The sequence below is a fragment of the Thermodesulfovibrio sp. Kuro-1 genome (genome assembly GCF_006538445.1).
Classification (GTDB): Bacteria; Nitrospirota; Thermodesulfovibrionia; order Thermodesulfovibrionales; family Thermodesulfovibrionaceae; genus Thermodesulfovibrio; species Thermodesulfovibrio yellowstonii.
On record NZ_BJKS01000008.1, the window covers coordinates 1 to 26,651 of the forward strand.

The following is a 26,651-nucleotide window of genomic DNA, read 5'->3' on the forward strand; positions in this document are numbered from 1 at the left end:
ACATACCAGAGCCTGAAAGGCCAATAGACAAGCCATTTTTAATGCCTATAGAAGATGTATTTACAATATCAGGTAGAGGAACAGTAGTAACAGGGAGAGTAGAAAGAGGAATAATCAAAGTAGGAGATGAAGTAGAGATAGTGGGATTAAGAGAGACCCGTAAGACAGTAGCCACAGGAGTAGAGATGTTTCGTAAGATACTGGATGAAGGAAGGGCAGGAGACAACATAGGAGTGTTATTAAGGGGAATAGGCAAAGATGAAGTAGAGAGAGGGATGGTATTAGCGAAGCCTGGGAGCATAACCCCGCATACGAAGTTTAAGGCAGAAGTATACGTATTGACGAAGGAAGAGGGAGGAAGGCATACACCATTTTTCAATGGATACAGGCCACAGTTTTATTTTAGGACAACGGATGTGACAGGAGTGATAAAGTTACCAGACGGAGTAGAGATGGTAATGCCAGGTGACAATGTGAATTTAAGTGTAGAGTTGATAGCACCGATAGCGATGGAAGAAGGATTAAGATTTGCGATAAGAGAAGGTGGAAGAACAGTAGGTGCAGGTGTTGTTACAGAGGTGCTGGAGTAAAATGGACCAAAAGATTAGAATAAAATTAAGAGCTTATGACAACAGGGTTCTGGATCAGTCTGTTAAGGAGATAGTGGATACTGTCAAAAAAACAGGTGCAAGGATTTCAGGTCCTGTGCCTTTACCAACAAAAATAAGTAAATATACAGTTTTAAGGTCAACAAATCAGGATAAAAAATCAAGAGAACAATTTGAAATAAGAGTGCATAAAAGATTGATAGATATACATGATCCCACCCCCGAAACAGTGGAGGCTCTTATGAAATTGGAGCTTTCTGCAGGGGTAGATGTGGAGATAAAGCTATGAAGGCAATTTTAGGTAAAAAAATAGGAATGACTCAAATATTTGATGAAGAAGGCAGAATTATTCCTGTGACAGTAATAGAAGCAGGTCCGTGCTGGATTGTGCAGGTAAGGAGTAAGGAAAAGAATGGTTACGAAGCAGTTCAGCTTGGTTTTCAGGAGATCAAGAAAGAAAAAAATGTACCCAAACCCTTGCTTGGAATTTTTAAAAAAGCAGGAATTCCTCCATGTAGGGTTTTAAAGGAATTTAAAATGACAGGATTTAATGTGGGTGATAAGGTTACTGTAGAGATATTTACAAAGGGTGATGTGGTAAGTATAGCTGGTATTTCAAAAGGAAAGGGATACCAAGGTGTCATGAAAAGGCATAATTTTGCAGGTGGTCCTGACACGCATGGCTCTATGTTTAACAGAGCACCTGGTTCTATTGGTGCAAGTTCTTTCCCGTCAAGAGTATGGAAGGGTAAGGGTATGGCTGGTCATATGGGAAATGAAAGGGTCACAGTGAAAAATTTAACAATTGTTGATGTTATTCCGGAACAGAATTTGCTTCTTGTGAAAGGCGCTGTTCCGGGTGGTGAAAATGGAATTCTACAAATATGGAAGGTAGAAGCATGATAGAGATTGAGATAAGAGATATTAATAACAACATAGTTGGTAAAAAAGAAGTTCCTGATATTGTTTTCAATAATTCCGCTTCTGAATCTGTGGTTCATACAGCAGTGGTTGCCTATATGGCAAATCAGAGGCAGGGGACACATTGTACAAAGACAAGGTCTGAAGTTTCAGGCGGAGGTAAAAAGCCATGGAGGCAGAAGCATACAGGAAGAGCAAGACATGGAAGCATTAGATCACCTTTGTGGAGAAAAGGCGGAATAGTATTCGGACCTAAGCCAAGAGATTACTATATTCAACTTCCTAAGCAGATGAAGGATACGGCATTATTTAAGGCGCTTACAATGAAATATAGAGATAATGAGATTTTGTTGCTTGATAATTTATCTCTCAATAGGATAAAAACAAAGGATATGGTAGAAATTTTAAAGAATTTACAGCTTGAAGAAAGCTCTGTCCTGATAGCTCTTCCAGAGAAGGATGAAAAAGTGCTTCTTTCAGCAAGAAATATTCCATATATAGGTGTTGTAAGAGCAGAAGATCTGAATGCTTATCATGTAGCAATGTTTGATAAGGTAGTATTTACAGTTGCAGGACTTGATAAGTTGCTCAGTATTAAGGGGGTTTCTTGATGGATATTTACAGCATAATAAAAAAACCTGTTTTTACAGAAAAAGCTTTGAATCTCAAAGAAAGTCAAAATAAGGTTGTTATAGAGGTTCATCCTGATGTAAACAAGGTTCAGGTTAAGAAAGCTTTTGAGGAGATATTTAAAGTTAAGGTTGACAGTGTGAGCATTATTAATGTGAAGCCGAAAATAAAAAGAGTTGGACTTCATTTCACGAAGACAAAAAAAACAAAAAAAGCAATAGTTACCCTGAAAGCAGGGGAGAAATTAGATTTGATAGAGGGTGTATAAATGGGTATAAGAAGATGTAAACCAACATCAGCAGGCAGAAGATTTGTAACGTATCATGATTTTAGTGAAATAACAAAAGATGAGCCCTATAAGCCATTAACTACATGTATCAAAAAGAGAAAAGGTAGAAATAATCAGGGTAGAATAACCTCTTGGTTAAAAGGCGGAGGGAATAGGAAGCTTTACAGAATTATAGACTTTAAAAGAAATAAACATGGCATTCCAGCAAAAATAGAAAGCATACAGTACGATCCCAACAGATCAGCCAGAATAGCTCTTTTGAAGTATATGGATGGAGAATATAGATATATTCTTGCGCCAGATGGATTAAAGGTGGGGGATACAATAATGAGCGGTTCTGGTATAGACATAAAGGTTGGAAATGCTTTGCCTCTTAAGGAAATACCTCTGGGAACGATGATACACAATATAGAACTTTTCCCAAATGGAGGAGGTAAGCTTGTAAGAAGCGCCGGAACAGCAGCTCAGCTAATGGCTAAAGAGGGTAAATATGCTCACGTAAAACTGCCCTCAGGAGAGGTAAGATTGATAAATGTGAATTGTTTTGCCACTATAGGACAGGTAAGCAATCTTGAACACGAGAATGTAATAATAGGAAAAGCTGGAAGAACAAGACATATGGGCAGGCGTCCTTCAGTTAGAGGAGTTGCAATGAATCCAATTGATCATCCTTTAGGAGGCGGTGAAGGGAAATCTTCAGGAGGAAGAGCTGCGTGTACACCATGGGGTAAACCTGAAGGAGTTAAAACAAGAAAAAATAAGAGAACTGATAAGTTTATAATAAAGAGGCGGAAGTAAAGGGGGTTAAAGGTGCCAAGATCGCTTAAAAAAGGTCCGTTTGTGGATGTTAAACTTATGGAAAAAGTAAAAAAAGCTCTGGAGTCAGGAGATAAAAAGCCTATAAAGACTTGGTCAAGAAGGTCAACAATTATTCCAGAATTTATTGGACTTACTTTTGCAGTTCATAATGGAAGAAAGTTTATTCCTGTATATGTGACTGAAAATATGATTGGACATAAACTCGGAGAATTTGCACCTACAAGAACTTTTAAAGGTCATGCAGGCTCCGAAGAAAAGAAAAAGGCTAAGGGGAAATAGAAAATGGAAGCAAGGGCTATATTAAGATATGCTCGTATAACTCCAACTAAGGCAAGAAGAGTTATGAATTTAATTCGCGGGAAAAAAGCAGGTGAGGCTTTATTGACTTTGAAGTACATGCCTCATAAAGGCGCTCGTATAATTGAAAAAGTTTTAAGATCTGCTTTAGCAAATGCTGAGCAAAAAAATCCAAGGTTGGATATTGATAATTTGAAAATAGTCAAAGCCTGTGTTGATCAGGGTCCGATGATGAAAAGAATTGAGCATAGAGCTAGGGGAAGAGCGAATATTATTAAAAAGAAAACTTCACATATTACAATATATGTTGGTATTGAAGAAAATTAAAGCGGGGGTGTTGAGTTGGGTCAAAAAACAAATCCGATAGGCAACAGATTAGGAATAATCAGGACATGGGAAAGTAGATGGTTTACTAAAAAAGGATATGCGGATCAGTTAATAGAGGACCTTAAACTTAGAAAAATGTTAAAAGACAAACTTTATCATGCAGGAATATCCAAGATTGAGATAGAAAGAGTTGGAGAAAAAGTTAGAGTTTTAATATTTGCAGCCAGACCAGGAATAATTATTGGTAAAAAGGGCGCGGAAGTTGAAAGATTGAAAAAAGAAGTAGAAGAAAAAACAGGTAAACAGGCAAATATTGAAATAAAGGAAGTAAGAAGACCTGAGCTTGATGCTCAATTAGTTGCTGAGAATGTAGCACTTCAGATAGAAAAAAGAGTTGCTTATCGTAGAGCAATGAAAAGGGCTGTGGCGTCTTCAATGAGATTTGGAGCTAAAGGCATTAAAGTATCATGTGCTGGAAGATTGGCAGGAGCAGAAATAGCAAGAACTGAATGGTACAGGGAAGGAAGAGTGCCTTTAAGCACGTTTAGAGCAGATATTGATTACGGATTTGCAGAGGCAAAGACTACCTATGGAATAATTGGCGTCAAGGTCTGGATATTTAAGGGTGAAGTTCAGCCAGGGCAATATATAAATTATAACTATTAATTTGCGGAGAGGAATAAATTATGTTAGCTCCTAAAAAAGTTAAATTTCGTAAAATGCAAAAAGGCAGAATGAATGGTATTGCTTACAGAGGTGGTACCGTATCATTTGGGGAATATGGACTTAAGGTTCTTGAGCCTGCATGGATTACAGCAAGACAGATTGAGGCAGCAAGAGTAGCAATAATGAGACATGCTAAAAAAGGTTGTAAGCTCTGGATAAGAATTTTCCCTGATAAACCCATTACTCGTAAGCCTGCTGAAACCAGAATGGGTAAAGGAAAAGGAAATCCTGAGTTTTGGGTTGCTGTTGTTAAACCTGGTAGAATTCTTTTTGAACTGTCAGGAGTTTCAGAAGAAATTGCAAAAGAAGCATTTGAGCTTGCATCTCATAAGCTTCCAGTGAAAACAAAATTTGTAAAGAGGCAGGAGAGTTTTGTATGAAGGCTACAGAATTAAGAAATTTTTCAATAGAAGAACTAAGGAAAAAAGAGAAAGAATTACGCAGAGAATTGTTCAATTTAAGATTTCAACTTGCTAAAGGTGAGCTACAGAATGTAAAAAGAATGAAAGCGGTTAAGAAAGATATTGCAAGAATATTAACTATAATTACAGAAAAAACTATGATGTCTTCTAAGGGCGAAGCCCACAAGAATTAAAAGAAAGAGGTATAAGGAGTTAAGGATATGCCGAAAAAGATATTAAAGGGCACAGTTGTAAGTGATAAAATGGACAAAACAGTGGTTGTTTCAGTTGAGAGAGTTTTTCAGCATCCTCTTTACAAAAAGACTATTAAAACAAGAAAGAAGTACAAAGCACATGATGAAGAAAATATTTGTCAGCTTGGTGACATGGTAGAAATAATTGAAAGCAGTCCAATAAGTAAAACCAAAAGATGGAAGGTTTTAAGAATTGTTAAGGAGGGTGATACTCAATGATTCAGCCAAGAAGCATTCTTGAGGTTGCTGATAATTCAGGCGCAAAAAGAGTGCAGTGCATAAGAGTACTTGGGGGTTCTAACAGAAAATATGCAAGTTTAGGAGATGTTATCATAGTAAGCGTCAAAGAGGCTTTACCTGACAGCAACATAAAAAAAGGTTCTGTAGCTAAGGCTGTTATTGTTAGATTACGCAGAAGTGTTAGAAGAAATGATGGTTCTTATATAAGATTTGATCAGAATGCAGTCGTGCTGGTTAATAATCAACTTGAACCAATTGGTACAAGAATATTTGGTCCTGTTGCAAGGGAACTGAGGTGGAAAGAGTTTACAAAAATAGTTTCACTTGCACCAGAAGTTATTTAGGTGGAGGAATAAAGTGAGTTTAAGGATTAAAAAAGGTGATACAGTTATGGTTTTATCAGGCAAAGACAAGGATAAAAAGGGAAGAGTTCTTGTGATTATGCCTAAAAAAGAAAAACTTGTTGTAGAGGGGGTTAATATTGTAAAAAAACATCAGAAACCCTCTCGTAAATATCCACAAGGTGGAATTATTGAAAAAGAATTTCCGATTTATATCTCAAAGGTAATGCTTGTGTGTCCTAAGTGTGATAAACCTACGAGAATAGGTGCGAGAATTTTAGAGGATGGCAGAAAAGTCAGGGTTTGCAAGAAGTGTAAGGAGGTTATTGACTGATGACTGCGAAAGTTGATAGTAAATACGTGCCTCGTCTTAAAAATAAATATGATAGGGAGATAATCCCCGCATTAATGAAGAAGTTTAATTATAAGAATATAATGGAAGTTCCGAGACTTGAAAAAATAGTTGTGCATGTTACCTTAGGAGAGGCTATCCAGAATATAAAACTTCTTGATGCTGCAGAGAAGCAATTAGCTTTAATAACCGGGCAGAAACCTCTGGTTACAAAGGCTAAAAGAGCTCTGGCAGCTTTTAAATTAAAAAAAGGTATGCCTTTGGGTTGTAAGGTTACTTTAAGGAAGGAAAGAATGTATGAATTTTTAGATAAATTAATTTCTCTTGCTTTACCAAGAATAAGAGATTTTAGAGGAATTTCTCCAAAATCTTTTGATGGAAGGGGAAATTATTCTTTTGGAATAAAAGAACAGTTTATATTTCCTGAAATAGATTATGATAAAGTTGAAATGATACACGGGCTTGATATAACTATCTGTACAACAGCGAAAACAGATGAAGAGGCTTTAGCTTTATTAAAAGAATTTGGAATGCCATACAGAAAATAAGGAGGGGTTGTGGCAAGAAAAAGTAAAATAGAAAGAGCAAAGTATCCAGCAAAATTTAAAGTCCGGGTAAGAAATCGTTGTAAAATGTGTGGACGTTCAAGAGGATACTTGAGAGATTTTGGTCTTTGTAGAATTTGTTTTAGATTTTTAGCCAACTCAGGGAAAATCCCTGGAGTTGTAAAAGCAAGCTGGTAAAGGGGTGACAGAATGATAACTGATCCAATTTCAGATATGCTAACTCGAATCAGAAATGCAATAAAAGTAAAAGCAGATAAGGTTGACATTCCTGCTTCAAGAATGAAGATTGAGATTTCCAAAATACTTAAAGAAGAGGGTTTTATTAAGTCTTATAAGATTATTAAAGATAAAAAGCAAGGTATTATAAGAATAAATCTTAAGTATACATCAGAAGGAGATTCTGTAATTTCAAACTTGCAAAGGATTAGTAAACCCGGTAGAAGAGTATATGTTAGTAAAGATGAAATTCCGCATGTAATGGGAGGACTTGGAGTAGCTATATTAACCACATCTCAGGGTGTCATGACTGACAAAGAATGCCGACATAAGGGAGTCGGTGGAGAAGTAATATGTTATATATGGTAAGAGGTGATAGGATGTCAAGAATAGGAAGAAAGCCAATTCAAATACCAGACAATGTAAACGTAACAGTAGAAAACAGACAGATAATTGTGAAAGGACCAAAGGGTCAGTTAAGTTATAGTCTGCCTGAAGGAATAGGAATAACAATTGATAATAAAACAATGCTAATTACAAGAGAGTCTGACCTTTCTAAACAAAGAGCTTTACATGGACTTGCAAGAAGTCTAATATCAAATATGGTTACAGGTGTGTCTCAGGGATTTACAAAAGCTCTTCAAATTTACGGAGTTGGCTACAGAGCTCAGGTAAGCGGAAATAAAATCATACTTAACATTGGATACTCACATCCTGTGGAGTTTGTTCTTCCAGAAGGCATTAAAGCTACTGTTGATGAAAAGCAGACAACTATTACACTGCATGGCATAGATAAACAACTTGTTGGACAGATAGCTGCTAATTTAAGAGCTATTAGACCTCCAGATGCATATAAAGGTAAAGGAATTAGATATACTGATGAAGTTTTAAAATTAAAACCTGGAAAGACCGGAAAGAAATAAGGAGGTTAAACTTTGCGAGACAAAACAGAGTTAAGAGACAGAAGACGTCAAAGAATTAGAAAAAAGGTTTTTGGAACTTCTGAAAGACCAAGGCTTTGTATATTCAGGAGTCTTAATCATATATATGCCCAGATTATTGATGACACAAAGGGACACACACTTGTAGCTGCTTCTACTCTTGATAAAGAGTTAAAGGATTTAAAAGGACATAAAGGTAATAAAGAATTTGCTAAAAAAGTTGGAGAATTGATTGCAGAAAGGGCAATTAAACTTGGTATAACAAAAGTTGTTTTTGATAGAGCAGGATATAAATATCATGGATGTGTTAAGGCTCTTGCAGATGCTGCAAGAGAAAGGGGACTACAATTTTAGGGAGGAGTAATGAAGCAGGAAAGAATAAATGCTAATGAATTGAGTTTAAAAGATAAAGTAGTCTATATAAATAGAGTTGCCAAGGTTGTAAAGGGTGGCAGAAGATTTTCTTTCAGTGCTTTGGTTGTTGTAGGAAATGAAGCTGGTATTGTTGGCGTAGGCAAGGGAAAAGCAGCAGAAGTGCCTGATGCAATAAGAAAGGCAATAGATAAAGCTAAAAAAAATCTTATAGTTTTTCCTTTAAAAGATACTACAATTCCTCATCGTGTAGAGTATAAATACGGAGCTACAAAGATAGTAATAAACCCTGCACCAAAAGGAACAGGAATAATAGCTGGTGGTCCAGCAAGAGCGGTTTTTGAAGTTGCAGGAGTTCAGGATATTGTTGCAAAAGTTCTTGGAAGTCATAATCCTTTCAATTCAGTAAAAGCAACAATAGGAGCATTGAATAGATTAAAAGAGCCTTCTTCTGTTGCTAAACTCAGAACAAAGCCTTCGGAGATAGAATCATCTGAAGAAAATCAGACAGTAAGTGAGGAGGAAAAGGTTTTATGAAAATAAATGATTTAAAACCAGCTCCAGGAAGTAAGAAGAAAGCAAAGAGAATCGGAAGAGGATTAGGTTCTGGGCATGGCAGATATGCAACAAAAGGGCTCAAGGGGCAGAAATCTCGTTCAGGAGGTGCTAAAGGAGCAGGATTTGAAGGTGGACAAATGCCTCTGCAGAGAAGAGTTCCAAAACGTGGTTTTTCAAATGCACCTTTTAAAAAAGAATACGCAATAGTGAATCTTGAAGACCTAAATAAAATTATTGATGAAGTTGATATTATTACTCCCGAAACTCTTTTACAAAAAGGTATTGTAAAAGACCTAAAAGATGGATTAAAAATTCTTGGCAATGGAGAAATAAAAAAATCTATCACAGTCAAAACCAATGCCATAAGTAAATCCGCACTGCAAAAAATTCAGTCTGTAGGTGGTAAGGTAGAGGTTATATAGTGGGACTTGTAACAGCCTTCAGAAATATTCTTAAAATACCTGAGTTGAGGGCAAGGGTTTTATTCACTCTTGCAATGCTTGCTGTATTTAGAATTGGAGCACATATACCCACGCCAGGTATAGACGGTGAAGCATTGAGCAAGTTTTTGCTTGAGCGTGGTGGTGCTGTTATGGGCTTTTTTGATATTTTTACAGGTGGAGCACTTTCCAAGGTTACTATCTTTGCTCTTGGTGTAATGCCTTATATAAGTGCATCTATTATTTTTCAGCTTTTAACTGTTGTTATTCCTTCTTTGCAAAAACTTGCAAAAGAAGGAGAAGAAGGTAGAAAAAAAATTACGAGATATACCAGGTATGCAACTATAGTCATAGCAGCAATTCAGGGATTTGGAATAGCTGTTGGGCTTGAAAGTATGGGAGGAGGCCAGTTTATTCAAGAGCCAGGCTGGTCATTTAGAATAATAACAATGATAACTCTTACAGCTGGAACAGCTTTTCTAATGTGGCTTGGAGAGCAGATAACTGAAAAAGGAATTGGTAATGGTATCTCTTTAATAATATTTGCAGGAATTGTTGCAAGATTTCCAAATGCTATTTTTTATACATATAATCTTGTTAGAACAGGTGAATTATCAATATTCTTTGTTTTAATTTTAATTGTTGTCATGGTTGGTGTAGTGGCAGGTATTATATTCATTGAGAGAGGTCAGAGAAGAATTCCTATTCAATATGCAAAAAGAGTTGTTGGGAAAAAAATGTATGGCGGATACACAACATATCTTCCTTTGAAAATTAATTCAGCAGGGGTTATTCCACCAATTTTTGCTTCTTCAGTATTGATGTTTCCTGCGACAGTTGCTGGATTTATAGCTGTTCCATGGGTTCAAGCACTAGCTAAACAGATGTCTCCTGGGAGTTTTCTTCACGTTATACTCTACGTTGGTTTAATAATCTTTTTTACATATTTTTACACTGCTGTTATTTACAATCCTGTGGAAATAGCTGAAAATCTTCAGAAAAATGGAGGATATATTACAGGAATAAGACCAGGGCAGAAAACATCTGAGTATATTTACAGAGTTCTTTCCCGTCTTACATTTATTGGAGCTCTTTATCTAAGTGCGGTATGCGTTTTGCCAGAAATTCTTATTGCTAAATTTAAAGTTCCTTTTTATTTTGGTGGCACATCCCTCCTTATTGCTGTAGGCGTAGCTCTTGATACAGTTTCTCAGATTGAAACCCACATGATAAGCAGGTCTTATGAAGGATTCTTCAAAAAGTTCAGAATAAAGGGCAGGAAGGACTAATTAAGTAGTGATTATATTAAAGAGTCCTGAAGAATTAAAAAAAATGAGAAAATCCTGCCAGATAGTGGCAAAGGTTCTTAAAGAGCTTAAAACATACATAAAAGAAGGATTGACAACAAAACAGATAGAGCAATTTGTTGAGAATCTGATAATAAAAATGGGAGGAATTCCGGCATTCAAAGGTTATAGAGGTTATCCTGCAAGTGTGTGTATATCTATCAATGAGCAGGTTGTTCATGGAATACCATCAGAAAAAGTTTTTATTAAAGAAGGAGATTTAGTAAGTGTTGATGTTGGTGTGCTTTGTGAACATTTTTATGGAGATGCTGCATATACATACCCTATTGGCAAAATTAGTAAGGAAGCTGAAAAATTACTCAAAATTACAGAAGAAGCCTTATATAAAGGGATTGCTGAGGCAATGGAAGGCAAAAGAATTGGTGATATCTCTCATGCTATACAGATGCACGTTGAAAACAACGGATTTTCAGTTGTGCGAGCATTTGTGGGGCACGGAATAGGAAGGTCACTTCATGAAGAACCTCAAATTCCTAATTTTGGAACAAAAGGAATCGGTCCAATGTTAAAAAAAGGTATGACACTGGCAATTGAACCTATGGTTAACGCAGGAAAACACGATGTAAAAATTCTTTCTGATGGATGGACAGCGGTTACTAAGGATGGTTCCCTTTCTGCTCATTTTGAGCATACTATTGCAATTACTGAAGGTGAACCTGAAATCTTGACTAAATTATGAAATTATAGATATATTAACAAGTTATATGCCGAAAGAAGAACATATAGAGATGCAGGGTACTATTGAGGAAGCTTTACCTAATGCTATGTTTAGAGTAAAGTTGGAAAATGGTCATGTTATCCTTGCTTATGTTTCTGGGAAAATGAGAATGCATTTTATAAAAATTTTGCCGGGCGATAAAGTTCTGGTTGAAATATCTCCCTATGACCTTACTAAGGGTAGAATAATTTACAGATTTAAATAGGAGGTGTTCATTGAAAGTAAGAGCCTCAGTAAAGAAGATTTGTGCAAAGTGTAAGATAATTAAAAGAAAAGGAGTTATTAGAGTTATTTGTGAAAATCCAAAGCATAAACAAAGACAAGGCTAAGAAAGGAGTATAATATGGCAAGAATAGCAGGTGTTGATATACCTAAAAATGAAAGAGTTGAGATAGGGCTAACAAGAATTTTTGGCATAGGCAGAAGTCTATCAAATAAAATATTGAAAGAAACAGGCGTAGAACCAAATAAAAGAGTAAAAGACCTTACAGATGAGGAAATAGTAAAAATAAGAAGCGAGATAGAAAAAAATTACAAAGTTGAAGGTGAACTAAGAAAAGAAATATCCATGAATATAAAAAGATTAATGGATATAGGTTGTTATAGAGGGTTGAGACATATGGCTAATTTGCCTGTAAGAGGACAGAGAACAAGGACAAATTCAAGAACTCGTAAGGGTCCGAGAAGAAAGATTATGAAGAAAAAATAAAAATTTGGAAGGAGGTTATATAGATTAATGGCACAGAAAAGAAAAGGCATAAAAAAGGTTAAAAAAAATATTCCTTATGGAGTGGCTCATGTTCAGACAAGTTTTAATAATACAATAATAACTATAACAGACCCAAATGGTAATGTTGTAGCATGGGCATCTTCAGGAAGTTGTGGTTTTAAGGGTTCAAGGAAAGGAACTCCTTATGCAGCTCAGATAGCAGCAGAGGCTGTTGCAAAGAGAGTTATAGACATGGGAATGAAGCAAATAGATGTTTTGGTTAAAGGACCTGGAGCAGGAAGAGAAACAGCAATAAGGGCTCTGCAGGCAGCAGGTCTTGAAATTAATTTAATTAAAGATGTAACACCTGTGCCTCACAATGGGTGCAGACCTCCAAAGAGAAGGAGGGTTTAAATGGCAAGATATACGGGTTCACTTTGTAGATTATGTAGAAGAGAGAGCATGAAAATGTTCCTCAAAGGCACAAGATGCTATACAGAGAAATGTGCTTTTGAAAGAAGAAAATATCCTCCGGGACAACATGGACATAACAGGGGTAAATTATCTGATTATGGACTACAGCTAAGAGAAAAACAAAAAGTTAAAAGAATTTATGGTGTTATGGAAAGACAGTTTAAGAATTATTTTGAAAAGGCTACAAAAATGAAGGGCGTAACAGGTGAAAATTTGCTTAAGTTACTTGAAAGAAGACTTGATAATGTTATTTATAGAATGGGATTTGCTATGAATAGAAGGCAAGCAAGACAATTAGTAAGACATGGATATTTCACGGTTAATGGTAAAAAAGTGGATATTCCATCTTATTTAGTAAGGCCTGGAGATATAATTGAGATTGTTCAATCAGGCAAAGAATTAGAGATAATTAAAGAAAGCCTTGCTTTAGCTGAACAGAGAGGTTTCCCAGTATGGTTAGAGGTCAATGCTGAAGAAATGAAAGGAAAATTTGTTAGACTTCCAGAGAGAGAAGAGATGCAGCTTCCGGTTCAGGAGCAGTTGATTGTAGAGTTTTATTCAAAATAATTTATAAAGTGATAAAATTGGGAGGCAGTAAATGAATTTATATAAAGAATTTCAGATGCCAAAAAAAGTTGAATTTGACCAAGAAAGTTTAACAGATACATATGGAAAACTTGTAATAGAACCTCTTGAAAGAGGATACGGAATAACGCTTGGCAATTCATTAAGAAGGGTATTGCTTTCTTCTCTTGATGGAGTAGCAGTTTATGCAATAAGAATAAACGATGCTTTACATGAGTTTAGCTCAATAAAAGGAGTAAAGGAAGACATTTTAGATATTATCTTAAATGTTAAAAAATTAAGATTTAAATACTATGCTCAGGACTCTGATAAAAAAATAGCTACAATTAAAATAAAAGGACCAGCTGATGTTACAGCAGAATCTATTCAGACAGATGGAACTTACGAGGTTTTGAATAAATCACAGTATATTTGTTCCCTGGATCAGGATGCTCAAATGGAAATGGTGCTTTACATAAGAAAAGGAAGAGGATATGTTCCTTCAGAGGCAATTAAGGATGATGAGTTACCCGTGGATGCAATTACTGTTGATGCTATATTCAGCCCAGTTAAAAAGGTGAATTTCAGAGTTGAAAAGACAAGAGTTGGAGAACTTACTGACTATGATAGATTAATTTTAGAGATATGGACAGATGGTAGCATAACCCCTGAAAGAGCAATCAGCGATGCTTCCAGTATATTGATCAAACATTTTGAATATCTAATATTTTTCAAAGAAGCCGAACTTCAGAATAAAGAAATTCATGAAACTGTTCCTAACCCTGAAGAAGATTTAAATTTTGATTTGTTGAACGAAAATATTTTAAAACCTATTGAAGACCTTGAATTATCTGTTAGGGCATATAATTGTTTGAAAAGTGCTGGAATAAACACAATTGCGGAACTTGTTCAGAGAACTGAAGGAGAACTTATGAAAACAAAGAATTTTGGCAGACGTTCATTAGAGGAAATAAAGGAAGTGCTTACAAATATGGGCTTAAAGTTAGGAATGAGAATAAATCCTGAATTGCTTGAAAAATTTAAGGAAAAAGCTCACAGGGGGTAATGAATGAGACATAGAGTTTCTGGAAGACACTTTGGAAGAACAGCTAACCAGAGGAAAGCACTTTTAAGAGGGCTTTTAGCTTCTCTTATTAAATATGAAAGAATTGAAACAACTGTTGCAAAGGCAAAAGCAGTTAAAGAGCTTGCTGACAGACTTGTTACTTTCGGTAAGAAAGGGGATCTTCATTCAAGAAGAATTGCGCTTTCTTATCTACCTGATAGAGAACTTGTAAAAAAACTTTTTAATGAGATTGCTCCTCGTTTTAGCGATAGAAACGGAGGATATGTAAGGGTTATTAAAACTGGATTCAGGATAAAAGACAGTGCTCCTAAAGCAATTCTTGAGTTTGTTGACTACGCAAAGCCTGAAAAAGAAAGCGATAAAGAAGAGAAAAAAGCAAATTAGTTTGACAGAAATCTTTTAAATTTGATAATTTTAATTAGTTCCTGGGTAGCTCAGCCGGCAGAGCGGGTGGCTGTTAACCACTTGGTCGGGGGTTCGAATCCCTCCCCAGGAGTTTAAATTTTTTATGACAATGGTTCCTTCGGATGCTTCGCATCCTCAGGATGATAAAAGAGGGAGGAATAGATGCCAAGAGCAAAGGGTGGATTTAAAACAAGAAGGTATCATAAAAAAATTCTTTCAATGGCAAAGGGCTACTACAGTGGAAGACGTCGCTGTTATAAAGTTGCAGCTAAAGCAGTAGAAAAGGCACTTGAACATTCTTATAGAGATAGAAGACTTAAGAAAAGAGATCTTAGGTCACTCTGGATAACAAGAATAAATGCAGCTGTAAGAATGTTTGGACTCACATATAATCAGTTTATTGATGGATTGAAAAAAGCGAATATCTCTCTTAACAGAAAGGCTCTTGCTGATATCGCATACAATGATATAAATGTGTTCGGAGAGTTGGTTGAAAAGGTAAAACCTTTTGTAAAAGCAGCATAAATGCAAGACCCTTTAAAACAGTCTTTTCTCAAAGATATAAATGATATCAGTTCTATTCAGGAACTTGTTAATCTGAAAGCTAAATACATTGGTAAAAAGGGAATCATAACAGAGAAAATTAAAAATTTAGGGAGACTAACACCTGAAGAAAGAAGGTCGCAAGGGAAAATTCTTAATGAACTAAAAGGTTTCATTGAAGAAACTATTAAAAATAAAGAAGAAGAACTAAAACAGAAAGAAATCTCAGAGATTTTAAAAAAAGAGTTTATTGATATAACCTTACCTGGAAAAGATTTCTATTTTGGTGGTAGTCATCCCGTAAATAAGACTCTTCTGGAAATTATAGACATTTTTAGAGAACTCGGCTTTACAGTTGAAGAAGGACCTGAAGTAGAGCTTGATTACTATAATTTTGAAGCATTAAACATACCTAAGGACCATCCTGCAAGAGATATGCAGGACACTTTTTATGTGAGTGAAGACGTTGTTTTAAGAACACATACTTCACCTGTTCAAGTAAGAGTTATGGAAAATAAAAAGCCTCCTTTAAGATTTATTTCTCCTGGTAAGGTTTATCGCTGCGATTCAGATGTTTCTCATACGCCAATGTTTCATCAGGTTGAAGGATTGATGGTTGATGAAGATGTTTCATTTTCACATTTAAAAGGTGTGCTTGTCTATTTTTTGAGGAGACTTTTTGGAGATATTCCTGTAAGATTTAGACCAAGTTTTTTTCCTTTTACAGAACCATCAACTGAGATAGATATAGGATGTATTATTTGTGGCGGGAATGGATGTAGAGTCTGTAAAGGCACAGGATGGCTTGAAGTTCTTGGCGCTGGGATGGTTCATCCAAATGTTTTCAAATTTGCTGGGTATCCAGAGGGTAGGTACACAGGATTTGCTTTTGGAATGGGAGTTGAAAGACTTACGATGCTTAAATATGGGATAGATGATATCAGACTATTCTTTGAAAATGATATAAGATTTTTGAGGCAATTCTGATGAAAGTTCCTTTCAGTTGGTTAACGGAATATATTGAAGGTGAGATAGAACTAAAAAGAACTTCTGATGCTCTTACAATGGCAGGGCTTGAAGTAGGAGCGATTGAAGAGTTTGATAGTGATACAGTTCTTGACCTTGAAATAACTCCCAATAGAGCAGATTGCCTAAGTATTATTGGCATAGCAAGAGAAATTAAAGCAATATTTGGACTAAAACTTAAAAAACCTTCCTTTAAAATTAAGAAAGAATTAAAAGATAATAAGTTTACCATTTCTATTGCAAATCCTGAGCTTTGCTATCGCTACGCAGGAAGAATTGTAAGAGATGTAAAAATTTCTCCATCTCCTCAATGGCTTAAAAAAAGACTTGAGGCATCAGGTATTCGTTCAATAAACAATGTAGTTGATATAACTAACTATGTTTTGCTTGAATATGGGCATCCTCTTCATGCTTTTGATCTTGACCGTCTTGAAGGATATCAGATCAGAGTAGGAACTCCAGAAGCTTTTAGGAAAAGCATAGAAGAGATTGTAACGCTTGACGGAGTAAAAAGAAAAATAAACCATGATGACCTTTTAATATGGGATGGAGTAAAACCTGTTGCAGTTGCTGGAATTATGGGAGGAGCGAATACAGAGGTTACTGATAAGACTACAAATATTTTAATTGAGAGTGCTTATTTTAAACCAGAGCGAATAAGAAAAACATCCAAAAGACTTGGAATATCAACAGAAGCCTCTTACAGGTTTGAAAGGGGAACAGACATAGAAACTCTTAAGGAAGCTCTTGACAGAGCAGCATTTCTTATTCAGGAGCTTACAGGTGGAACTGTCTATGAGGCTATAGATGTGTATCCTGTGAAAATTCCAGAGAAGAAAATTTTATTCAGCATGGAAAAGATATGTAAGTTTATCGGAGTTACTTTGAAGGATAAAGAAGTTTTGAGAATTCTGGAACTTCTTGAAATAAATGTTACAAAGAAAGATGAAAAATTTTATATTGCAAGTATACCCACACACAGACAAGACCTGGCAATAGAAGAAGATATTGCAGAAGAAGTTGCAAGAATTTATGGCTATGATACAATTCCTGCTCAGATGCCTTCAGCATTTAAATATGTTACTGAAAATCATGAACTTACCAAAAAAAGAAAATTTTTAAATCTTATAAGAGACTATTTAATTTCACTGGGTTATAGTGAAGCTGTTAATTTCAGCTTTATGTCTCCAGATGATCTTAATGTATTCGGTATATCAGAAAATGATATAAGAAGGCATTATATTTCTCTTGTTAACCCTTTAAGGCAGGAAGAATCAATAATGAGAACAATGCTATTGCCAAGTCTGCTAAAAAATACTGAAAAAAATACTGCACGTGGTATAGAAAATTTAAGACTTTTTGAAATAGGGAAAGTATTTATAGCCCAAGAAGGAGCTTCTCTTCCACAGGAAATTGTTCATCTTGGCATAATTACAAAAAAGGAAGAAATTAAATCTTCATTTAAGGATGACCCATATGATTTTTATGCGTTAAAAGGATTGATAGAGGGAGTTTTCAGACATTTTAAAATAAACAATATCCGTTATATAAGGTCTAATGAAGTATTCCTGCATCCTGGGCAGTCAGCAGATATTTTAATCAAAGGAGAAAAAATAGGTTTTATTGGAGTTATATCACCAGAAGTTCTCTCAAAGCTTGATTTTAAAACAAAACCATTTATATGCATGGCAGAAATTGATCTTAATAGATTGTTTAGTTTTGCTGAGGCAGAAATAAAATATAAACCATTTTCAACATATCCTGCTGTTAAGAGAGACACAGCCCTGATACTGCCTATTGATTTTGAATCTCAGAGAATATTTGATATTATAAAGTCCTTTGATAACGAACTTATTGAGAATGTTTTTATTTTTGATGTCTATCAAGGTAAAGGAATTCCTGAGGGCAAAAAAAGTATTGCATTCAGAATAACCTATAGAGCATCTGACAGAACATTAACAGCAGAGGAAGTTGAAAATATTCACAATAATTTGATTGGAAAAATTATAGCTGAAACTGGAGCTGCCCTCAGAATCTAATTTTTTAGTTTATAACCTGCTTCTTCAAGAGCTTTTGCAATTTTGTCAAGGTTTGTTTTAGTTTCATCAAAGATAATGTTAGCTTCTCCAATTTTTACATCTGCTTCTGTAACTCCAGCTTCTTCAAGTGCATGGGAAACCCTCTTAATACAATGAGCACAACTCATTCCTTCAATAAAAATTTTCATTTCTTTCATTTTTTTCTCCTGCTAACCATTTTTTTAATTTTATCATAAAAACTCCTTTTAATTAACTGATATTTATAGATTTTTATTTTTGTTAAAATTAAATAGAGATGTTGGATGAAAAATATATTCTGTCAGCAGCATATGTTCCTGAACATATACCTAAGCTAATGAGTTTTTTGTCAGGAGGAGATCCTGCACTTTTGAATAAAAATTATCTGTATTTTAAAGGGGAAAACTGGCTTATCTTTATTGGTTATCCTTTAGACAGAAACTTTGATATTAATGAGTTTGGAAATAGTATTCAGCAAGTCTTAAAAAAATTCAAACCTGAAACTTTATGGCTTTTAACAGATGAAATTCCTGACTTTCTACAAGAAAAGTTTAAAAAGTTAGAGGATGATTACTATTATAAACTTGATATAAAAAATTTGGTTATTAATAAAAAACTGATAAAAGTTGTGGAAAAAGCTTCCGATAAACTTAAAGTTGTAGTAGAGAAGATATATACAGAGCAGCATAAAGACCTTACAAATGAATTTTTAAAAACCAGAGAGGTATCCAAAAATGTAAGGCAATTATATATTAAATTGCCAGAATATCTTAAAAAATCAGAAACCACTTTTTTATTAAGCACTTATACCAAAGAAGGACGACTTACAGCTTATTATATCATTGAAATGGAAGCTGAGCAGTTTTCAGCTTACTTGATTGGGTGTAATTCAAAAATAAATTATGTTTCATACTCTTCAGATCTCTTAATGTATGAGTTAATAAAAATCTCTCAAAAAGAAGGGAAAAAGTATATTAATTTAGGTATAGGAGTCAATGAAGGAATTAGAAGATTTAAGGAGAAATGGGGAGGTATTCCATTTTTAAAGTATAGGACATATGAATATAGTAGAGTTAATTTTTTAGATTATTTCTTAATAAATCCATAATTTTAGGGTTTCACATGCTATTTAAAAGAAAAAAACTAAAAATGATATGGGGAATTAAGGGAAAAGGTAAAACATCCTATTTAATTGGTACATCCCATATATTTTCACATAGTTTTAGAGATTTCTTAGAATACCATATTTCTAAAACTGAATCGGTAGTAATAGAAGGACCGCTTGATAAAGAAGAAATGGAAAAGGTTGTAAAAACAGGGATACAAAGTTCAGAGTCATCTCTCCATGATATTCTTGATGAACAAACTGTAGAACTTATGATTACAAAGTTTATAAATATTTCCTTAGAAAAGGTTATTCCCTCTATAAGAGAATTTTCAGAGCCTTATTTGAGAGCTTATTATAATACATCAATCAAAGATATTTTGAAAAATTATAGACACTGGATGGCTTTTTTCAGTTTGTGGTATCTCTTTTTAAATCTTATGGATTGGAAGTATTCTATGGATTTAGATGCATTTAAAATAGCTCATAAACTTAAAAAAAAGGTTTATTATCTTGAAAAAATAGATGAACAGATAGAGGCTTTAGAAAGCATTCCACTGATTAAAACTGTTAACTTCATCAAAAAAATAGATTTTTGGGAAAGTTATATAAAAAACTATGAGAAAATATATTTAAAAGGAGACCTGAATAACCTGATCAGTCATACTCAGGAATTTCCAACAAGATGTGAATCTATAATTAATAAACGTGATCCTGTTTTATATGAAAGAATGTATCCATTCTTAGAGCGAGGTGATTCCCTTATTCTTGTAGGAATTACACATATAGCCGGAATTATAGATAGAGCTATTAAAGATGGATTTCATATCATTGAATAAATAATTTTTTTAAAATTTTCAGAATAGAAGTTTTGTATGAAATTTTGTAAAAACAAAATTCGTATTGCAAAAAAGGCTTACCTGACCACTTTTTTTTGAAAAACTCTATACCTTTATTAATTCCCAAACCAAGATTTATATATGATTTTCCTTTATCTATGGATGCTTTAACAATTTCATATAGCAAAAGATCAGAGACTCCTGGAACATAATATTTACGAGATGGAAAATTAAACATATAAAAAGCATAGTTATTAGCTCCATAATCTGCCACACTAAATCCTGAGAGACTACCTTTTTTATCCCTTGCATTAAATACCATTGCGGTCTTTGATGAATGCACATAATCTGGAATTTTTTTAAAGATAAATTGAGTATATTCATCAATCTCATGTATTTTTATAAATTCATCTATTAACTCAATATGTTCTTCTGTTATAACTTTATTTTGTTCGGTGTTTACTTCTTTAAGAGCTCTTTTAATACTGTTTTTTAAAGAAGAATTAAGCATAAAATTAGATAGGTCAAGCTGGTAATAAAAATCTGAGCTTTTTTGAAGGAATTTTTCTTGGGACATTAAAGAGAAAGGAACTATCACAGCAACACTTTTAGGTCTAAATTGTTCAATAATTAAATCTAAAATTTTCTGTGTCTGTTCTTTATGGTGAATTTTTCCAAGAGGGTATCCAATAAAAATTAGATGTGAATTTTTAAAGTAGAATATATATTCATCAAATAAAAAAGGCTCAGATTGAGAGATACTGACAACATAATCTGGAAGATGTTCAGGTATGTAGGCATATGTTTTAATATACTCTTTTTCTTCTAAAGAAAGCATTAAAAATCCTTTTTAAAAAATAGGGGCTCAAACGAGCCCCTTTATTACTTATTTTAATTCAACTTCTCAGAACCAAAATTTACTTTTTCTCCATTTATAAATCTTGTAACCATAAAGCCTACTGCCGAAATAATCATACATTCCTGTTTGAATTGGCATGTCTGACAATTTTGAAAATCTTCAGATGGTGAATGAAGACACTTTACAATTTCAGGAAGGTATGCAATCAGAGTAGCCATATCAATGGATATTTTGGGGCTTTCATGCATAAATCCCTCCTAACTCAGGCATTTAAGCCTGTAGGCTGGGTTATTTTTATTCCGCCCTTGAAAGCAGAGGATGTCCCAGCAGGCGGATTTCCTCTGCTTCTAAAATACCATTTTGAGAAACAAAATTTTCAAGGAACAAAAGATATAAAAATTACATTAAAAAACTTAAAGAAATCAAGATTATTGAATTCGTGTTCAATCCCTGTTTGAGATTTCAGGACTGTATAGTCAACGAATATATTTTATAATAGCAATTGTAATAAAAGTATTTCAAGCCATTGCAACCATAAATTTTTACTTATGAATTGACATGGAAGGATAAAAATAGTTATATTTCAAAAAGTTCGGGCGATTAGCTCAGGGGGAGAGCGCTTCCTTCACACGGAAGAGGTCGTGGGTTCAAATCCCTCATCGCCCATCCAGAATTGTCAAGGCTTTCCATCAAGTGACACACTCCTGAAAACCTCCATTGATCATTATTTTTATGAATTTAAAGATAAATACTGGTTGTTTTTGATGAACAGGATAAGATGACTGGAATGATTAGTTGTTTTGCTTGTTTTTTTATGTTTGAATATTTTTCTGGTAGTTCTCATCTCAATTTCTAATATTGTAAGTAAGCTTAGTTTTTTAATTAAGAATACTAAAAAGTTTTTTTACAATTTTACTCATTCCTTAGTGCTATCATAGGATCAAGCCTTGCTGCTTTTTTGGCCGGGAAAAAGCCAAATACTATTCCCACAAATGCTGAAAAAAGGAAAGATATTAAATTTATTCCAACATTAAAATTAAATGGAACTTGTATAAAATTGCACACTAAAAAAGATGCTATTAAAGCAATAAAAATTCCTAACAATCCACCTGAAGATGATAAAACTGTTGCTTCCACCAGAAATTGTATAAGAATATCTCTTTCAATTGCTCCAATTGCAAGCCTTATGCCTATTTCTCTTGTTCTTTCAGTTACAGAGACAAGCATGATATTCATTATGCCTATGCCACCTACAAGAAGACTTACAGCAGCCACAGCTCCAAGTAAAGCTGTTAGAAGTCTTGTAGTTTCGGTAAGCATTTTTGATATTTCCTTCATGTCCATAATTGTAAAGTTGTCATCTTCATTTTGAGAAAGATGTCTTCTTTCTCTCATTAGTTCTCTTATATCCTGCTGAGCTTTTTCTGTGGAGATATCCTTTTTTATTGAGACCATTATCATTGCTATATCCTGACTACCTGATATCCGTCTCTGAAAAGTTCTTAGGGGGATAATAATAATATCATCCTGATCAGTTCCCATTGCTGACTGTCCTTTCGCCTCAAGTAGCCCAATGACTTCGCAGGAGAGTTTCCCAATCCGAATTCTTTCTCCCAGTGCATTCTGCCCTCCAAAAAGTTTTGTTTTAACAGTTTCTCCAATTATGCAAACTGATGTTCCACTCCTAATTTCACTATCACTGAAAAGTCTTCCCTCTTTAATGATTCTGTTTGAAACCTTGAAATAGTTGTTGTCTGTTCCTGTAACCTGCGTTGTCCAGTTTTGATTGCCATATACAGCTATTAAAGAATCATTTGTAACTGGAGTAACATTTTCAACTGATAAGATTTCATTCTTTATTGCTTGTATGTCTAATTCTTTAAACTGAATTGTTCCACCTGCTTGCCCAGGACCGAATCTTTTCCCTGGTGTTATCATTAATATATTGCTTCCCATGCTGGCAATCTGCTGTTTTACCTGTTCTGTAGCTCCATTACCAACTGTCACCATTGTTATGACAGAAGATACACCAATTACAATACCAAGCACTGTTAGGATTGACCTTAAAAGATTTCTTTTTATTTCTCTTAATGCAACATTAATCATGTTCCATAGCATTTTATTGTCTCCTGTTAATAGTCTCTGACACAATAAGACCATCCCTGAAATTTATTATTCTCTCTGCATATGATGCTATATCTGGCTCATGAGTAATCATTATTATTGTTATACCTTGAGTTTGATTAAGCGTTGTTAACAAATTCATTATTTCCTGACTCATGGCTGTATCAAGATTTCCTGTTGGTTCGTCTGCAAGTATTGCAGAAGGATTTGTTACAAGCGCACGTGCAATTGCTACTCTCTGCTGCTGTCCACCAGAAAGTTCACCTGGAGTATGGCTTTCTCTTCCCTTTAATCCTACAATTTCTAAAGCTTTCAGCGCACGATGTTTTCTTTCTTTTGTAGAAATTCCATGATAAATCAATGGGAGTTCCACATTTTCCAGAGCTGTTGCTCGTTTCAATAAATTAAAGCTTTGGAATACAAAACCAATATAATATCTTCTTAACAAAGCGCGTTGTAAACGATTAAGTTCTCCTATCTCAACTCCATTGAAAAAGTATTTCCCTTCAGTGGGAGTGTCAAGCAAGCCTATTATGCTAAGACAGGTTGTTTTTCCTGATCCACTTGGTCCCATTATGGCAACAAATTCTCCCTCTCTTACCTTGAGGTCTATTCCTCTGAGTGCCTGAATAAGAGCGGGAGGTTTGCCATAATTTTTTTTTATTCCTGTAAGTTCTATTAAGTACTCAGAAAAATTGTTCATTATTTACCCTTAGTAACAGCCTCTACTATTACCTTCATTCCAGACTTTATATCACCGCTTATTACCTGAGTCCAGCCATTGCTTGTCTCGCCTATAGTAAGAATAACAGGATAGGCTTTCCCATCTTTTAAAATCCATATTTTTTTCTCTGTCTTGGAGAAACTTTCTTGTTTCTGAGTAATAGAGCGAGGTGGTCCTGGTAATAGTTTACTAATAAATCCATTTTCGGATTTCTCTTGGTTTTCAGTATAAGGAGTAAATTTCAGAGCAGATGAAGGAATTAAGAGAGTATCTTTAATTTCCTTTACCAGAATATCGGCAGTGGCTGTCATACCGAGTCTTAATAGAAGTTCTGGATTGCTGACTTCAAGAATGACTGTATAGGTCACTACATTTGATACAGTTTTTGATGCATATCTTACCTGAATAACTTTCCCATCAAAGGTTTGTTCTGGATATGCATCAACTTTAAAAGTTGCCCTTTGTCCCTCTTTTATTTTGCCAACATCAGCTTCATCTATATTAAGATGTAGTTCCATCTTTGTTAAATCTTCAGCAATTGTAAAGAGTTCAGGTGCTTCAAGAGTTGCTGCCACGGTCTGACCAGGCTCAACATTTCTTTTGAGTACTATCCCTCTAATTGGTGACCGTATAAAAGATTTTGATATCTCTGTTTTATACTCTTTTATTTTTGCCTGTGCTTCCATTATAGAAGCCTTTGCTGATGCAAGTTCTGCCAGAGCTCTTCTGTAAGAAGCCTCTGCTGAATCCATCTCTGTTTGAGATGGCATTTTGCCTCCACTCAATTCCTTAACCTTCTGAAGCTGTTTAAGTTTTAACAGAGCTTCATCCACTGTTGCCTGTGCCTGTAATTGCTTTGCTTTGGCAGATTCAAGGGAAGCTTCAGCCTGAGCGAGTTGTGCTTCCAATTTTGATGTATCAATCTTTGCAAGAATCTGTCCTGCCTTTACTCTGTCATTATAAGTAACATATACTGTTTTTATAATTCCTGACAGTTCACTTCCCACAGTCACTGTTTTTTTCGCTTCAAGTGTTCCTGTAGCTGTAACCATTACTGTTAAATTCCCTTTCTTTATCTCTTCGGTTTTATATTTTATGGCGGATGAATCTCTGGAAAATAAAACTACCATTATAATCAATACAAGAATAATTATCCCTGCTATCATGAGCATGGTTTTCTTGCCTATGAAAGTTCCTCCTATTTGCTTGATTTTTTCTATGTTTAATTTTTTTTCCTTATTTGCCTCCACAGTTTCCTCCTTAATTTTCTTCTTCATTGGCAAAACTTTCCCATCCTCCCCCGAATGCTTTATAAAGTTTTATCAAATAGATAAAAATATTTCCTTTGCTTTGTTCCAGCTGATCTTGAAGATTTAAAAGAGACCTTTGTGTTTCAAGAACTGTGCTAAAATCAGTCAATCCTACTTCATATTTCTGCAATGCCGATGCAAAGCTCAACTGTGATGCTTCAACTGCTTTTTCCAGTGCCTGCTTTCTTTTTTGTTCCTCAGCATAAGCAACAAGGGCATTTTCAACTTCTTTTATAGCATTTAAAACCGTCGCTTCATAATTAAGTAAAGCCTGTTCCTGCAGTGCTGTTTGAATCTCTACATTCTGTCGTATTTCATCAGCATGAAAAATTGGAAGGCTTATCAGAAAATCACCTGTTATAATTTTAGTAGCAGCTTTTACAAGTGAATTCAGAGAAAGAGCTTCTATCCCAAATGAACCGCTCAGAGTAAATTTAGGATAAAATCCAGCTATGGCTTCATCCACTCTTGCAGCTTGTGCAGCAAGCTGTCTTTCAGCTTTTCTTATGTCTGGTCTCATTTTTAAAACATCTGCAGGAATTCTTAAAGAAATTTTTTCAGGGATTAGGGGTTTTGTATCTGACTTTCTCAATTCTTCACTTATTTGTTGAGGTTGTTTTCCAAGTAAAACTGCTATTGTATTAATTTTTTCCTCTATAGCTATTCGCAAAGAGGGAATCTGAGCTCTTGTGGTTTCCATTGAATATTCAGCCTGCATAACATCTATGGCATTATTAAGACCAGCCATATATTTCCACTTTGTTAAATTGTAAGTCTCAGTTTGGGAACTTAGATTTTTTTCAGCTATCTCAAGCCTATTCTGGTATGTTTTTAACTCTATATAATTTAGTGCTACTTCAGAGATTAATGAAACAATTGTCGCTTTTAAATCCCATTGAGAAGCTTCAAATTCTGCCTGATATGCTTCCAGTGATTTTCTTTTTCCTCCAAAAATATCAGCCTCCCAGCTTGCATCAATACCTGCTGAGTAAAGATGTTCTACTGTATTATCCTCTATCTTGGTCCCTCTTGTTTTACTGTAACTGGTTGAACTTTTTGCATCAATTGATGGCAATAACTTAGCTCCTGCAACTTCTCTTCTGGCTTTTGCTTCTTTTATTCTTGCCTGAGCCTGCTTAAGATCAAGATTATTTTTTATAGCAATTTCAATGAGTTGAGATAATGTTTTGTCATTAAAAGTTTCCCACCATTTAGCTAAATTTTCTGTATCATTGTTAATTTGCATATCAATCATTTTATTATTATTCCATTCATTAGAAAATGAAATCTCAGGACTAATATGGTTTTTCTCCATTGGTAAACAGCCATAAAGTAAAAGGAAAATAAAAAAATAGCAAAGGATAAAAATTATCTTGAAAGTAAAGGAATCTCTGAAAAATATCATAGATTAAAATATGACATAAAAATTTGAAACAAATTTG

42 protein-coding genes and 2 tRNA genes are annotated in these 26,651 nt (G+C 34.6%); 37 read left to right on the forward strand and 7 right to left on the reverse strand.

Features of this window, described 5'->3' with window-relative positions; all coding sequences use genetic code 11:
• From FLY87_RS09480 to pheT, 34 genes are all read left to right on the forward strand, one after another.
• Positions 1 to 590, forward strand: a 590-nt coding sequence (locus FLY87_RS09480) for an EF-Tu/IF-2/RF-3 family GTPase (RefSeq protein WP_255446971.1), incomplete at its 5' end; no start/stop codon positions are given.
• Position 591: 1 nt separating this feature from the next.
• Positions 592 to 897, forward strand: coding sequence for a 30S ribosomal protein S10 (rpsJ, locus tag FLY87_RS09485; protein ID WP_012545341.1), 306 nt, complete (start codon positions 592 to 594; stop codon positions 895 to 897).
• The gene (gene rplC, locus FLY87_RS09490) at positions 894 to 1,511 is read left to right on the forward strand and encodes a 50S ribosomal protein L3 (protein WP_012545966.1); all 618 of its coding nucleotides are present in this window, start codon (positions 894 to 896) and stop codon (positions 1,509 to 1,511) included. The genes rpsJ and rplC overlap by 4 nt, the downstream gene beginning before the upstream one ends.
• Positions 1,508 to 2,140 carry a 50S ribosomal protein L4 gene (gene rplD, locus FLY87_RS09495; RefSeq protein WP_012546805.1) on the forward strand — a complete coding sequence of 211 codons (633 nt, stop codon included), beginning with the start codon at positions 1,508 to 1,510 and terminating at the stop codon, positions 2,138 to 2,140. Before rplC ends, rplD begins: the two co-directional genes overlap by 4 nt.
• Complete coding sequence (rplW, locus tag FLY87_RS09500; RefSeq protein ID WP_012546250.1) at positions 2,140 to 2,427, forward strand: 50S ribosomal protein L23; 288 nt, start codon at positions 2,140 to 2,142, stop codon at positions 2,425 to 2,427. The genes rplD and rplW overlap by 1 nt, the downstream gene beginning before the upstream one ends.
• A complete protein-coding gene (rplB, locus tag FLY87_RS09505; RefSeq protein ID WP_012546860.1) occupies positions 2,428 to 3,246 on the forward strand; it encodes a 50S ribosomal protein L2 in 819 nt (272 codons plus the stop codon).
• A 12-nt stretch (positions 3,247 to 3,258) separates the two neighbouring features.
• Positions 3,259 to 3,546 (forward strand): 30S ribosomal protein S19, encoded by a 288-nt coding sequence (rpsS, locus tag FLY87_RS09510; protein ID WP_012545511.1) that lies wholly within the window; start codon positions 3,259 to 3,261, stop codon positions 3,544 to 3,546.
• Between the two features lie 3 nt (positions 3,547 to 3,549).
• A complete protein-coding gene (gene rplV / locus FLY87_RS09515) occupies positions 3,550 to 3,891 on the forward strand; it encodes a 50S ribosomal protein L22 (RefSeq protein WP_141267058.1) in 342 nt (113 codons plus the stop codon).
• 15 nt (positions 3,892 to 3,906) lie between these two features.
• Positions 3,907 to 4,557 (forward strand): 30S ribosomal protein S3, encoded by a 651-nt coding sequence (gene rpsC, locus FLY87_RS09520; protein ID WP_141267060.1) that lies wholly within the window; start codon positions 3,907 to 3,909, stop codon positions 4,555 to 4,557.
• Between the two features lie 20 nt (positions 4,558 to 4,577).
• A complete protein-coding gene (rplP, locus tag FLY87_RS09525; protein ID WP_141267062.1) occupies positions 4,578 to 4,997 on the forward strand; it encodes a 50S ribosomal protein L16 in 420 nt (139 codons plus the stop codon).
• Positions 4,994 to 5,212, forward strand: coding sequence for a 50S ribosomal protein L29 (gene rpmC, locus FLY87_RS09530; protein WP_012544971.1), 219 nt, complete (start codon positions 4,994 to 4,996; stop codon positions 5,210 to 5,212). Before rplP ends, rpmC begins: the two co-directional genes overlap by 4 nt.
• A gap of 27 nt (positions 5,213 to 5,239) precedes the next feature.
• A complete protein-coding gene (rpsQ, locus tag FLY87_RS09535) occupies positions 5,240 to 5,491 on the forward strand; it encodes a 30S ribosomal protein S17 (protein WP_012546149.1) in 252 nt (83 codons plus the stop codon).
• Positions 5,488 to 5,856: a 50S ribosomal protein L14 gene (gene rplN / locus FLY87_RS09540; RefSeq protein WP_012545550.1), complete on the forward strand. Its 369-nt coding sequence runs from the start codon at positions 5,488 to 5,490 to the stop codon at positions 5,854 to 5,856. The genes rpsQ and rplN overlap by 4 nt, the downstream gene beginning before the upstream one ends.
• A 13-nt stretch (positions 5,857 to 5,869) precedes the next feature.
• The gene (gene rplX / locus FLY87_RS09545) at positions 5,870 to 6,187 is read left to right on the forward strand and encodes a 50S ribosomal protein L24 (protein ID WP_012546700.1); all 318 of its coding nucleotides are present in this window, start codon (positions 5,870 to 5,872) and stop codon (positions 6,185 to 6,187) included.
• A complete protein-coding gene (gene rplE / locus FLY87_RS09550; protein ID WP_012546533.1) occupies positions 6,187 to 6,753 on the forward strand; it encodes a 50S ribosomal protein L5 in 567 nt (188 codons plus the stop codon). The genes rplX and rplE overlap by 1 nt, the downstream gene beginning before the upstream one ends.
• A gap of 9 nt (positions 6,754 to 6,762) precedes the next feature.
• The gene (locus tag FLY87_RS09555; RefSeq protein ID WP_012545654.1) at positions 6,763 to 6,948 is read left to right on the forward strand and encodes a type Z 30S ribosomal protein S14; all 186 of its coding nucleotides are present in this window, start codon (positions 6,763 to 6,765) and stop codon (positions 6,946 to 6,948) included.
• Between the two features lie 12 nt (positions 6,949 to 6,960).
• On the forward strand, positions 6,961 to 7,356 hold the full coding sequence (gene rpsH, locus FLY87_RS09560; RefSeq protein WP_012545222.1) for a 30S ribosomal protein S8: 396 nt from the start codon (positions 6,961 to 6,963) through the stop codon (positions 7,354 to 7,356).
• A gap of 11 nt (positions 7,357 to 7,367) precedes the next feature.
• Entirely contained in the window at positions 7,368 to 7,910 is a 543-nt protein-coding gene (rplF, locus tag FLY87_RS09565) for a 50S ribosomal protein L6 (RefSeq protein WP_012546082.1), read from the forward strand.
• A gap of 12 nt (positions 7,911 to 7,922) precedes the next feature.
• Entirely contained in the window at positions 7,923 to 8,282 is a 360-nt protein-coding gene (rplR, locus tag FLY87_RS09570) for a 50S ribosomal protein L18 (protein ID WP_012545340.1), read from the forward strand.
• A gap of 9 nt (positions 8,283 to 8,291) precedes the next feature.
• Positions 8,292 to 8,837 carry a 30S ribosomal protein S5 gene (rpsE, locus tag FLY87_RS09575; protein ID WP_012545629.1) on the forward strand — a complete coding sequence of 182 codons (546 nt, stop codon included), beginning with the start codon at positions 8,292 to 8,294 and terminating at the stop codon, positions 8,835 to 8,837.
• Complete coding sequence (gene rplO / locus FLY87_RS09580; protein WP_012546521.1) at positions 8,834 to 9,280, forward strand: 50S ribosomal protein L15; 447 nt, start codon at positions 8,834 to 8,836, stop codon at positions 9,278 to 9,280. The genes rpsE and rplO overlap by 4 nt, the downstream gene beginning before the upstream one ends.
• A complete protein-coding gene (gene secY, locus FLY87_RS09585) occupies positions 9,280 to 10,587 on the forward strand; it encodes a preprotein translocase subunit SecY (protein WP_012545307.1) in 1,308 nt (435 codons plus the stop codon). The genes rplO and secY overlap by 1 nt, the downstream gene beginning before the upstream one ends.
• A gap of 7 nt (positions 10,588 to 10,594) precedes the next feature.
• Positions 10,595 to 11,344: a type I methionyl aminopeptidase gene (gene map / locus FLY87_RS09590; protein ID WP_141267064.1), complete on the forward strand. Its 750-nt coding sequence runs from the start codon at positions 10,595 to 10,597 to the stop codon at positions 11,342 to 11,344.
• A gap of 25 nt (positions 11,345 to 11,369) precedes the next feature.
• Positions 11,370 to 11,588 carry a translation initiation factor IF-1 gene (gene infA, locus FLY87_RS09595; RefSeq protein ID WP_012546095.1) on the forward strand — a complete coding sequence of 73 codons (219 nt, stop codon included), beginning with the start codon at positions 11,370 to 11,372 and terminating at the stop codon, positions 11,586 to 11,588.
• Positions 11,589 to 11,598: 10 nt separating this feature from the next.
• Positions 11,599 to 11,712: a 50S ribosomal protein L36 gene (gene rpmJ / locus FLY87_RS09600; RefSeq protein WP_028842799.1), complete on the forward strand. Its 114-nt coding sequence runs from the start codon at positions 11,599 to 11,601 to the stop codon at positions 11,710 to 11,712.
• Positions 11,713 to 11,726: 14 nt separating this feature from the next.
• Positions 11,727 to 12,092, forward strand: a complete 366-nt coding sequence (rpsM, locus tag FLY87_RS09605; protein WP_141267066.1) for a 30S ribosomal protein S13 — start codon at positions 11,727 to 11,729, stop codon at positions 12,090 to 12,092.
• A gap of 27 nt (positions 12,093 to 12,119) precedes the next feature.
• Entirely contained in the window at positions 12,120 to 12,506 is a 387-nt protein-coding gene (gene rpsK / locus FLY87_RS09610) for a 30S ribosomal protein S11 (RefSeq protein WP_012545788.1), read from the forward strand.
• On the forward strand, positions 12,507 to 13,133 hold the full coding sequence (gene rpsD / locus FLY87_RS09615; protein ID WP_012545818.1) for a 30S ribosomal protein S4: 627 nt from the start codon (positions 12,507 to 12,509) through the stop codon (positions 13,131 to 13,133). It abuts the gene before it with no gap.
• Between the two features lie 31 nt (positions 13,134 to 13,164).
• A complete protein-coding gene (locus FLY87_RS09620) occupies positions 13,165 to 14,196 on the forward strand; it encodes a DNA-directed RNA polymerase subunit alpha (RefSeq protein ID WP_012546042.1) in 1,032 nt (343 codons plus the stop codon).
• 3 nt (positions 14,197 to 14,199) lie between these two features.
• The gene (gene rplQ, locus FLY87_RS09625; RefSeq protein ID WP_012545032.1) at positions 14,200 to 14,601 is read left to right on the forward strand and encodes a 50S ribosomal protein L17; all 402 of its coding nucleotides are present in this window, start codon (positions 14,200 to 14,202) and stop codon (positions 14,599 to 14,601) included.
• A gap of 39 nt (positions 14,602 to 14,640) precedes the next feature.
• Positions 14,641 to 14,713 (forward strand) — tRNA-Asn (locus FLY87_RS09630).
• A gap of 71 nt (positions 14,714 to 14,784) precedes the next feature.
• Complete coding sequence (gene rplT / locus FLY87_RS09635; protein ID WP_012545766.1) at positions 14,785 to 15,147, forward strand: 50S ribosomal protein L20; 363 nt, start codon at positions 14,785 to 14,787, stop codon at positions 15,145 to 15,147.
• Positions 15,148 to 16,152, forward strand: a complete 1,005-nt coding sequence (pheS, locus tag FLY87_RS09640) for a phenylalanine--tRNA ligase subunit alpha (RefSeq protein WP_012546774.1) — start codon at positions 15,148 to 15,150, stop codon at positions 16,150 to 16,152.
• Complete coding sequence (pheT, locus tag FLY87_RS09645) at positions 16,152 to 18,230, forward strand: phenylalanine--tRNA ligase subunit beta (RefSeq protein ID WP_012545282.1); 2,079 nt, start codon at positions 16,152 to 16,154, stop codon at positions 18,228 to 18,230. The genes pheS and pheT overlap by 1 nt, the downstream gene beginning before the upstream one ends.
• On the opposite strand, the gene FLY87_RS09650 is transcribed toward pheT, so the two are convergent.
• Positions 18,227 to 18,427 (reverse strand): heavy-metal-associated domain-containing protein, encoded by a 201-nt coding sequence (locus FLY87_RS09650; RefSeq protein ID WP_012545426.1) that lies wholly within the window; start codon positions 18,425 to 18,427, stop codon positions 18,227 to 18,229. The two genes, pheT and FLY87_RS09650, sit on opposite strands and share 4 nt — an antisense overlap.
• A 101-nt stretch (positions 18,428 to 18,528) precedes the next feature.
• Here FLY87_RS09650 and FLY87_RS09655 point away from each other — a divergent pair, with 101 nt between their 5' ends.
• Both FLY87_RS09655 and FLY87_RS09660 read left to right on the forward strand, forming a co-directional pair.
• Complete coding sequence (locus FLY87_RS09655) at positions 18,529 to 19,356, forward strand: hypothetical protein (protein WP_012546192.1); 828 nt, start codon at positions 18,529 to 18,531, stop codon at positions 19,354 to 19,356.
• A gap of 14 nt (positions 19,357 to 19,370) precedes the next feature.
• Positions 19,371 to 20,192 (forward strand): TraB/GumN family protein, encoded by an 822-nt coding sequence (locus FLY87_RS09660; RefSeq protein WP_012545953.1) that lies wholly within the window; start codon positions 19,371 to 19,373, stop codon positions 20,190 to 20,192.
• Here the strand turns inward: FLY87_RS09660 and FLY87_RS09665 are convergent.
• Both FLY87_RS09665 and FLY87_RS09670 read right to left on the reverse strand, forming a co-directional pair.
• A complete protein-coding gene (locus FLY87_RS09665; protein WP_141267068.1) occupies positions 20,182 to 21,030 on the reverse strand; it encodes a hypothetical protein in 849 nt (282 codons plus the stop codon). The two genes, FLY87_RS09660 and FLY87_RS09665, sit on opposite strands and share 11 nt — an antisense overlap.
• 53 nt (positions 21,031 to 21,083) lie before the next feature.
• Positions 21,084 to 21,299, reverse strand: coding sequence for a hypothetical protein (locus tag FLY87_RS09670; protein WP_012545837.1), 216 nt, complete (start codon positions 21,297 to 21,299; stop codon positions 21,084 to 21,086).
• A gap of 346 nt (positions 21,300 to 21,645) precedes the next feature.
• Between FLY87_RS09670 and FLY87_RS09680 the strand changes: the two genes are divergently transcribed.
• Positions 21,646 to 21,717 (forward strand) — tRNA-Val (locus FLY87_RS09680).
• 246 nt (positions 21,718 to 21,963) lie between these two features.
• Here FLY87_RS09680 and FLY87_RS09685 read toward each other — a convergent pair.
• The 4 genes from FLY87_RS09685 to FLY87_RS09700 are packed head-to-tail and all read right to left on the reverse strand — an operon-like array spanning position 21,964 to position 26,614.
• On the reverse strand, positions 21,964 to 23,169 hold the full coding sequence (locus tag FLY87_RS09685; RefSeq protein WP_141267070.1) for an ABC transporter permease: 1,206 nt from the start codon (positions 23,167 to 23,169) through the stop codon (positions 21,964 to 21,966).
• A 1-nt stretch (position 23,170) separates the two neighbouring features.
• Positions 23,171 to 23,878, reverse strand: a complete 708-nt coding sequence (locus FLY87_RS09690) for an ABC transporter ATP-binding protein (protein ID WP_012546252.1) — start codon at positions 23,876 to 23,878, stop codon at positions 23,171 to 23,173.
• Positions 23,878 to 25,176: an efflux RND transporter periplasmic adaptor subunit gene (locus tag FLY87_RS09695; protein WP_239639284.1), complete on the reverse strand. Its 1,299-nt coding sequence runs from the start codon at positions 25,174 to 25,176 to the stop codon at positions 23,878 to 23,880. Before FLY87_RS09695 ends, FLY87_RS09690 begins: the two co-directional genes overlap by 1 nt.
• Complete coding sequence (locus FLY87_RS09700) at positions 25,160 to 26,614, reverse strand: efflux transporter outer membrane subunit (RefSeq protein ID WP_141267072.1); 1,455 nt, start codon at positions 26,612 to 26,614, stop codon at positions 25,160 to 25,162. The genes FLY87_RS09695 and FLY87_RS09700 overlap by 17 nt, the downstream gene beginning before the upstream one ends.
• Positions 26,615 to 26,651 lie beyond the last annotated feature (37 nt).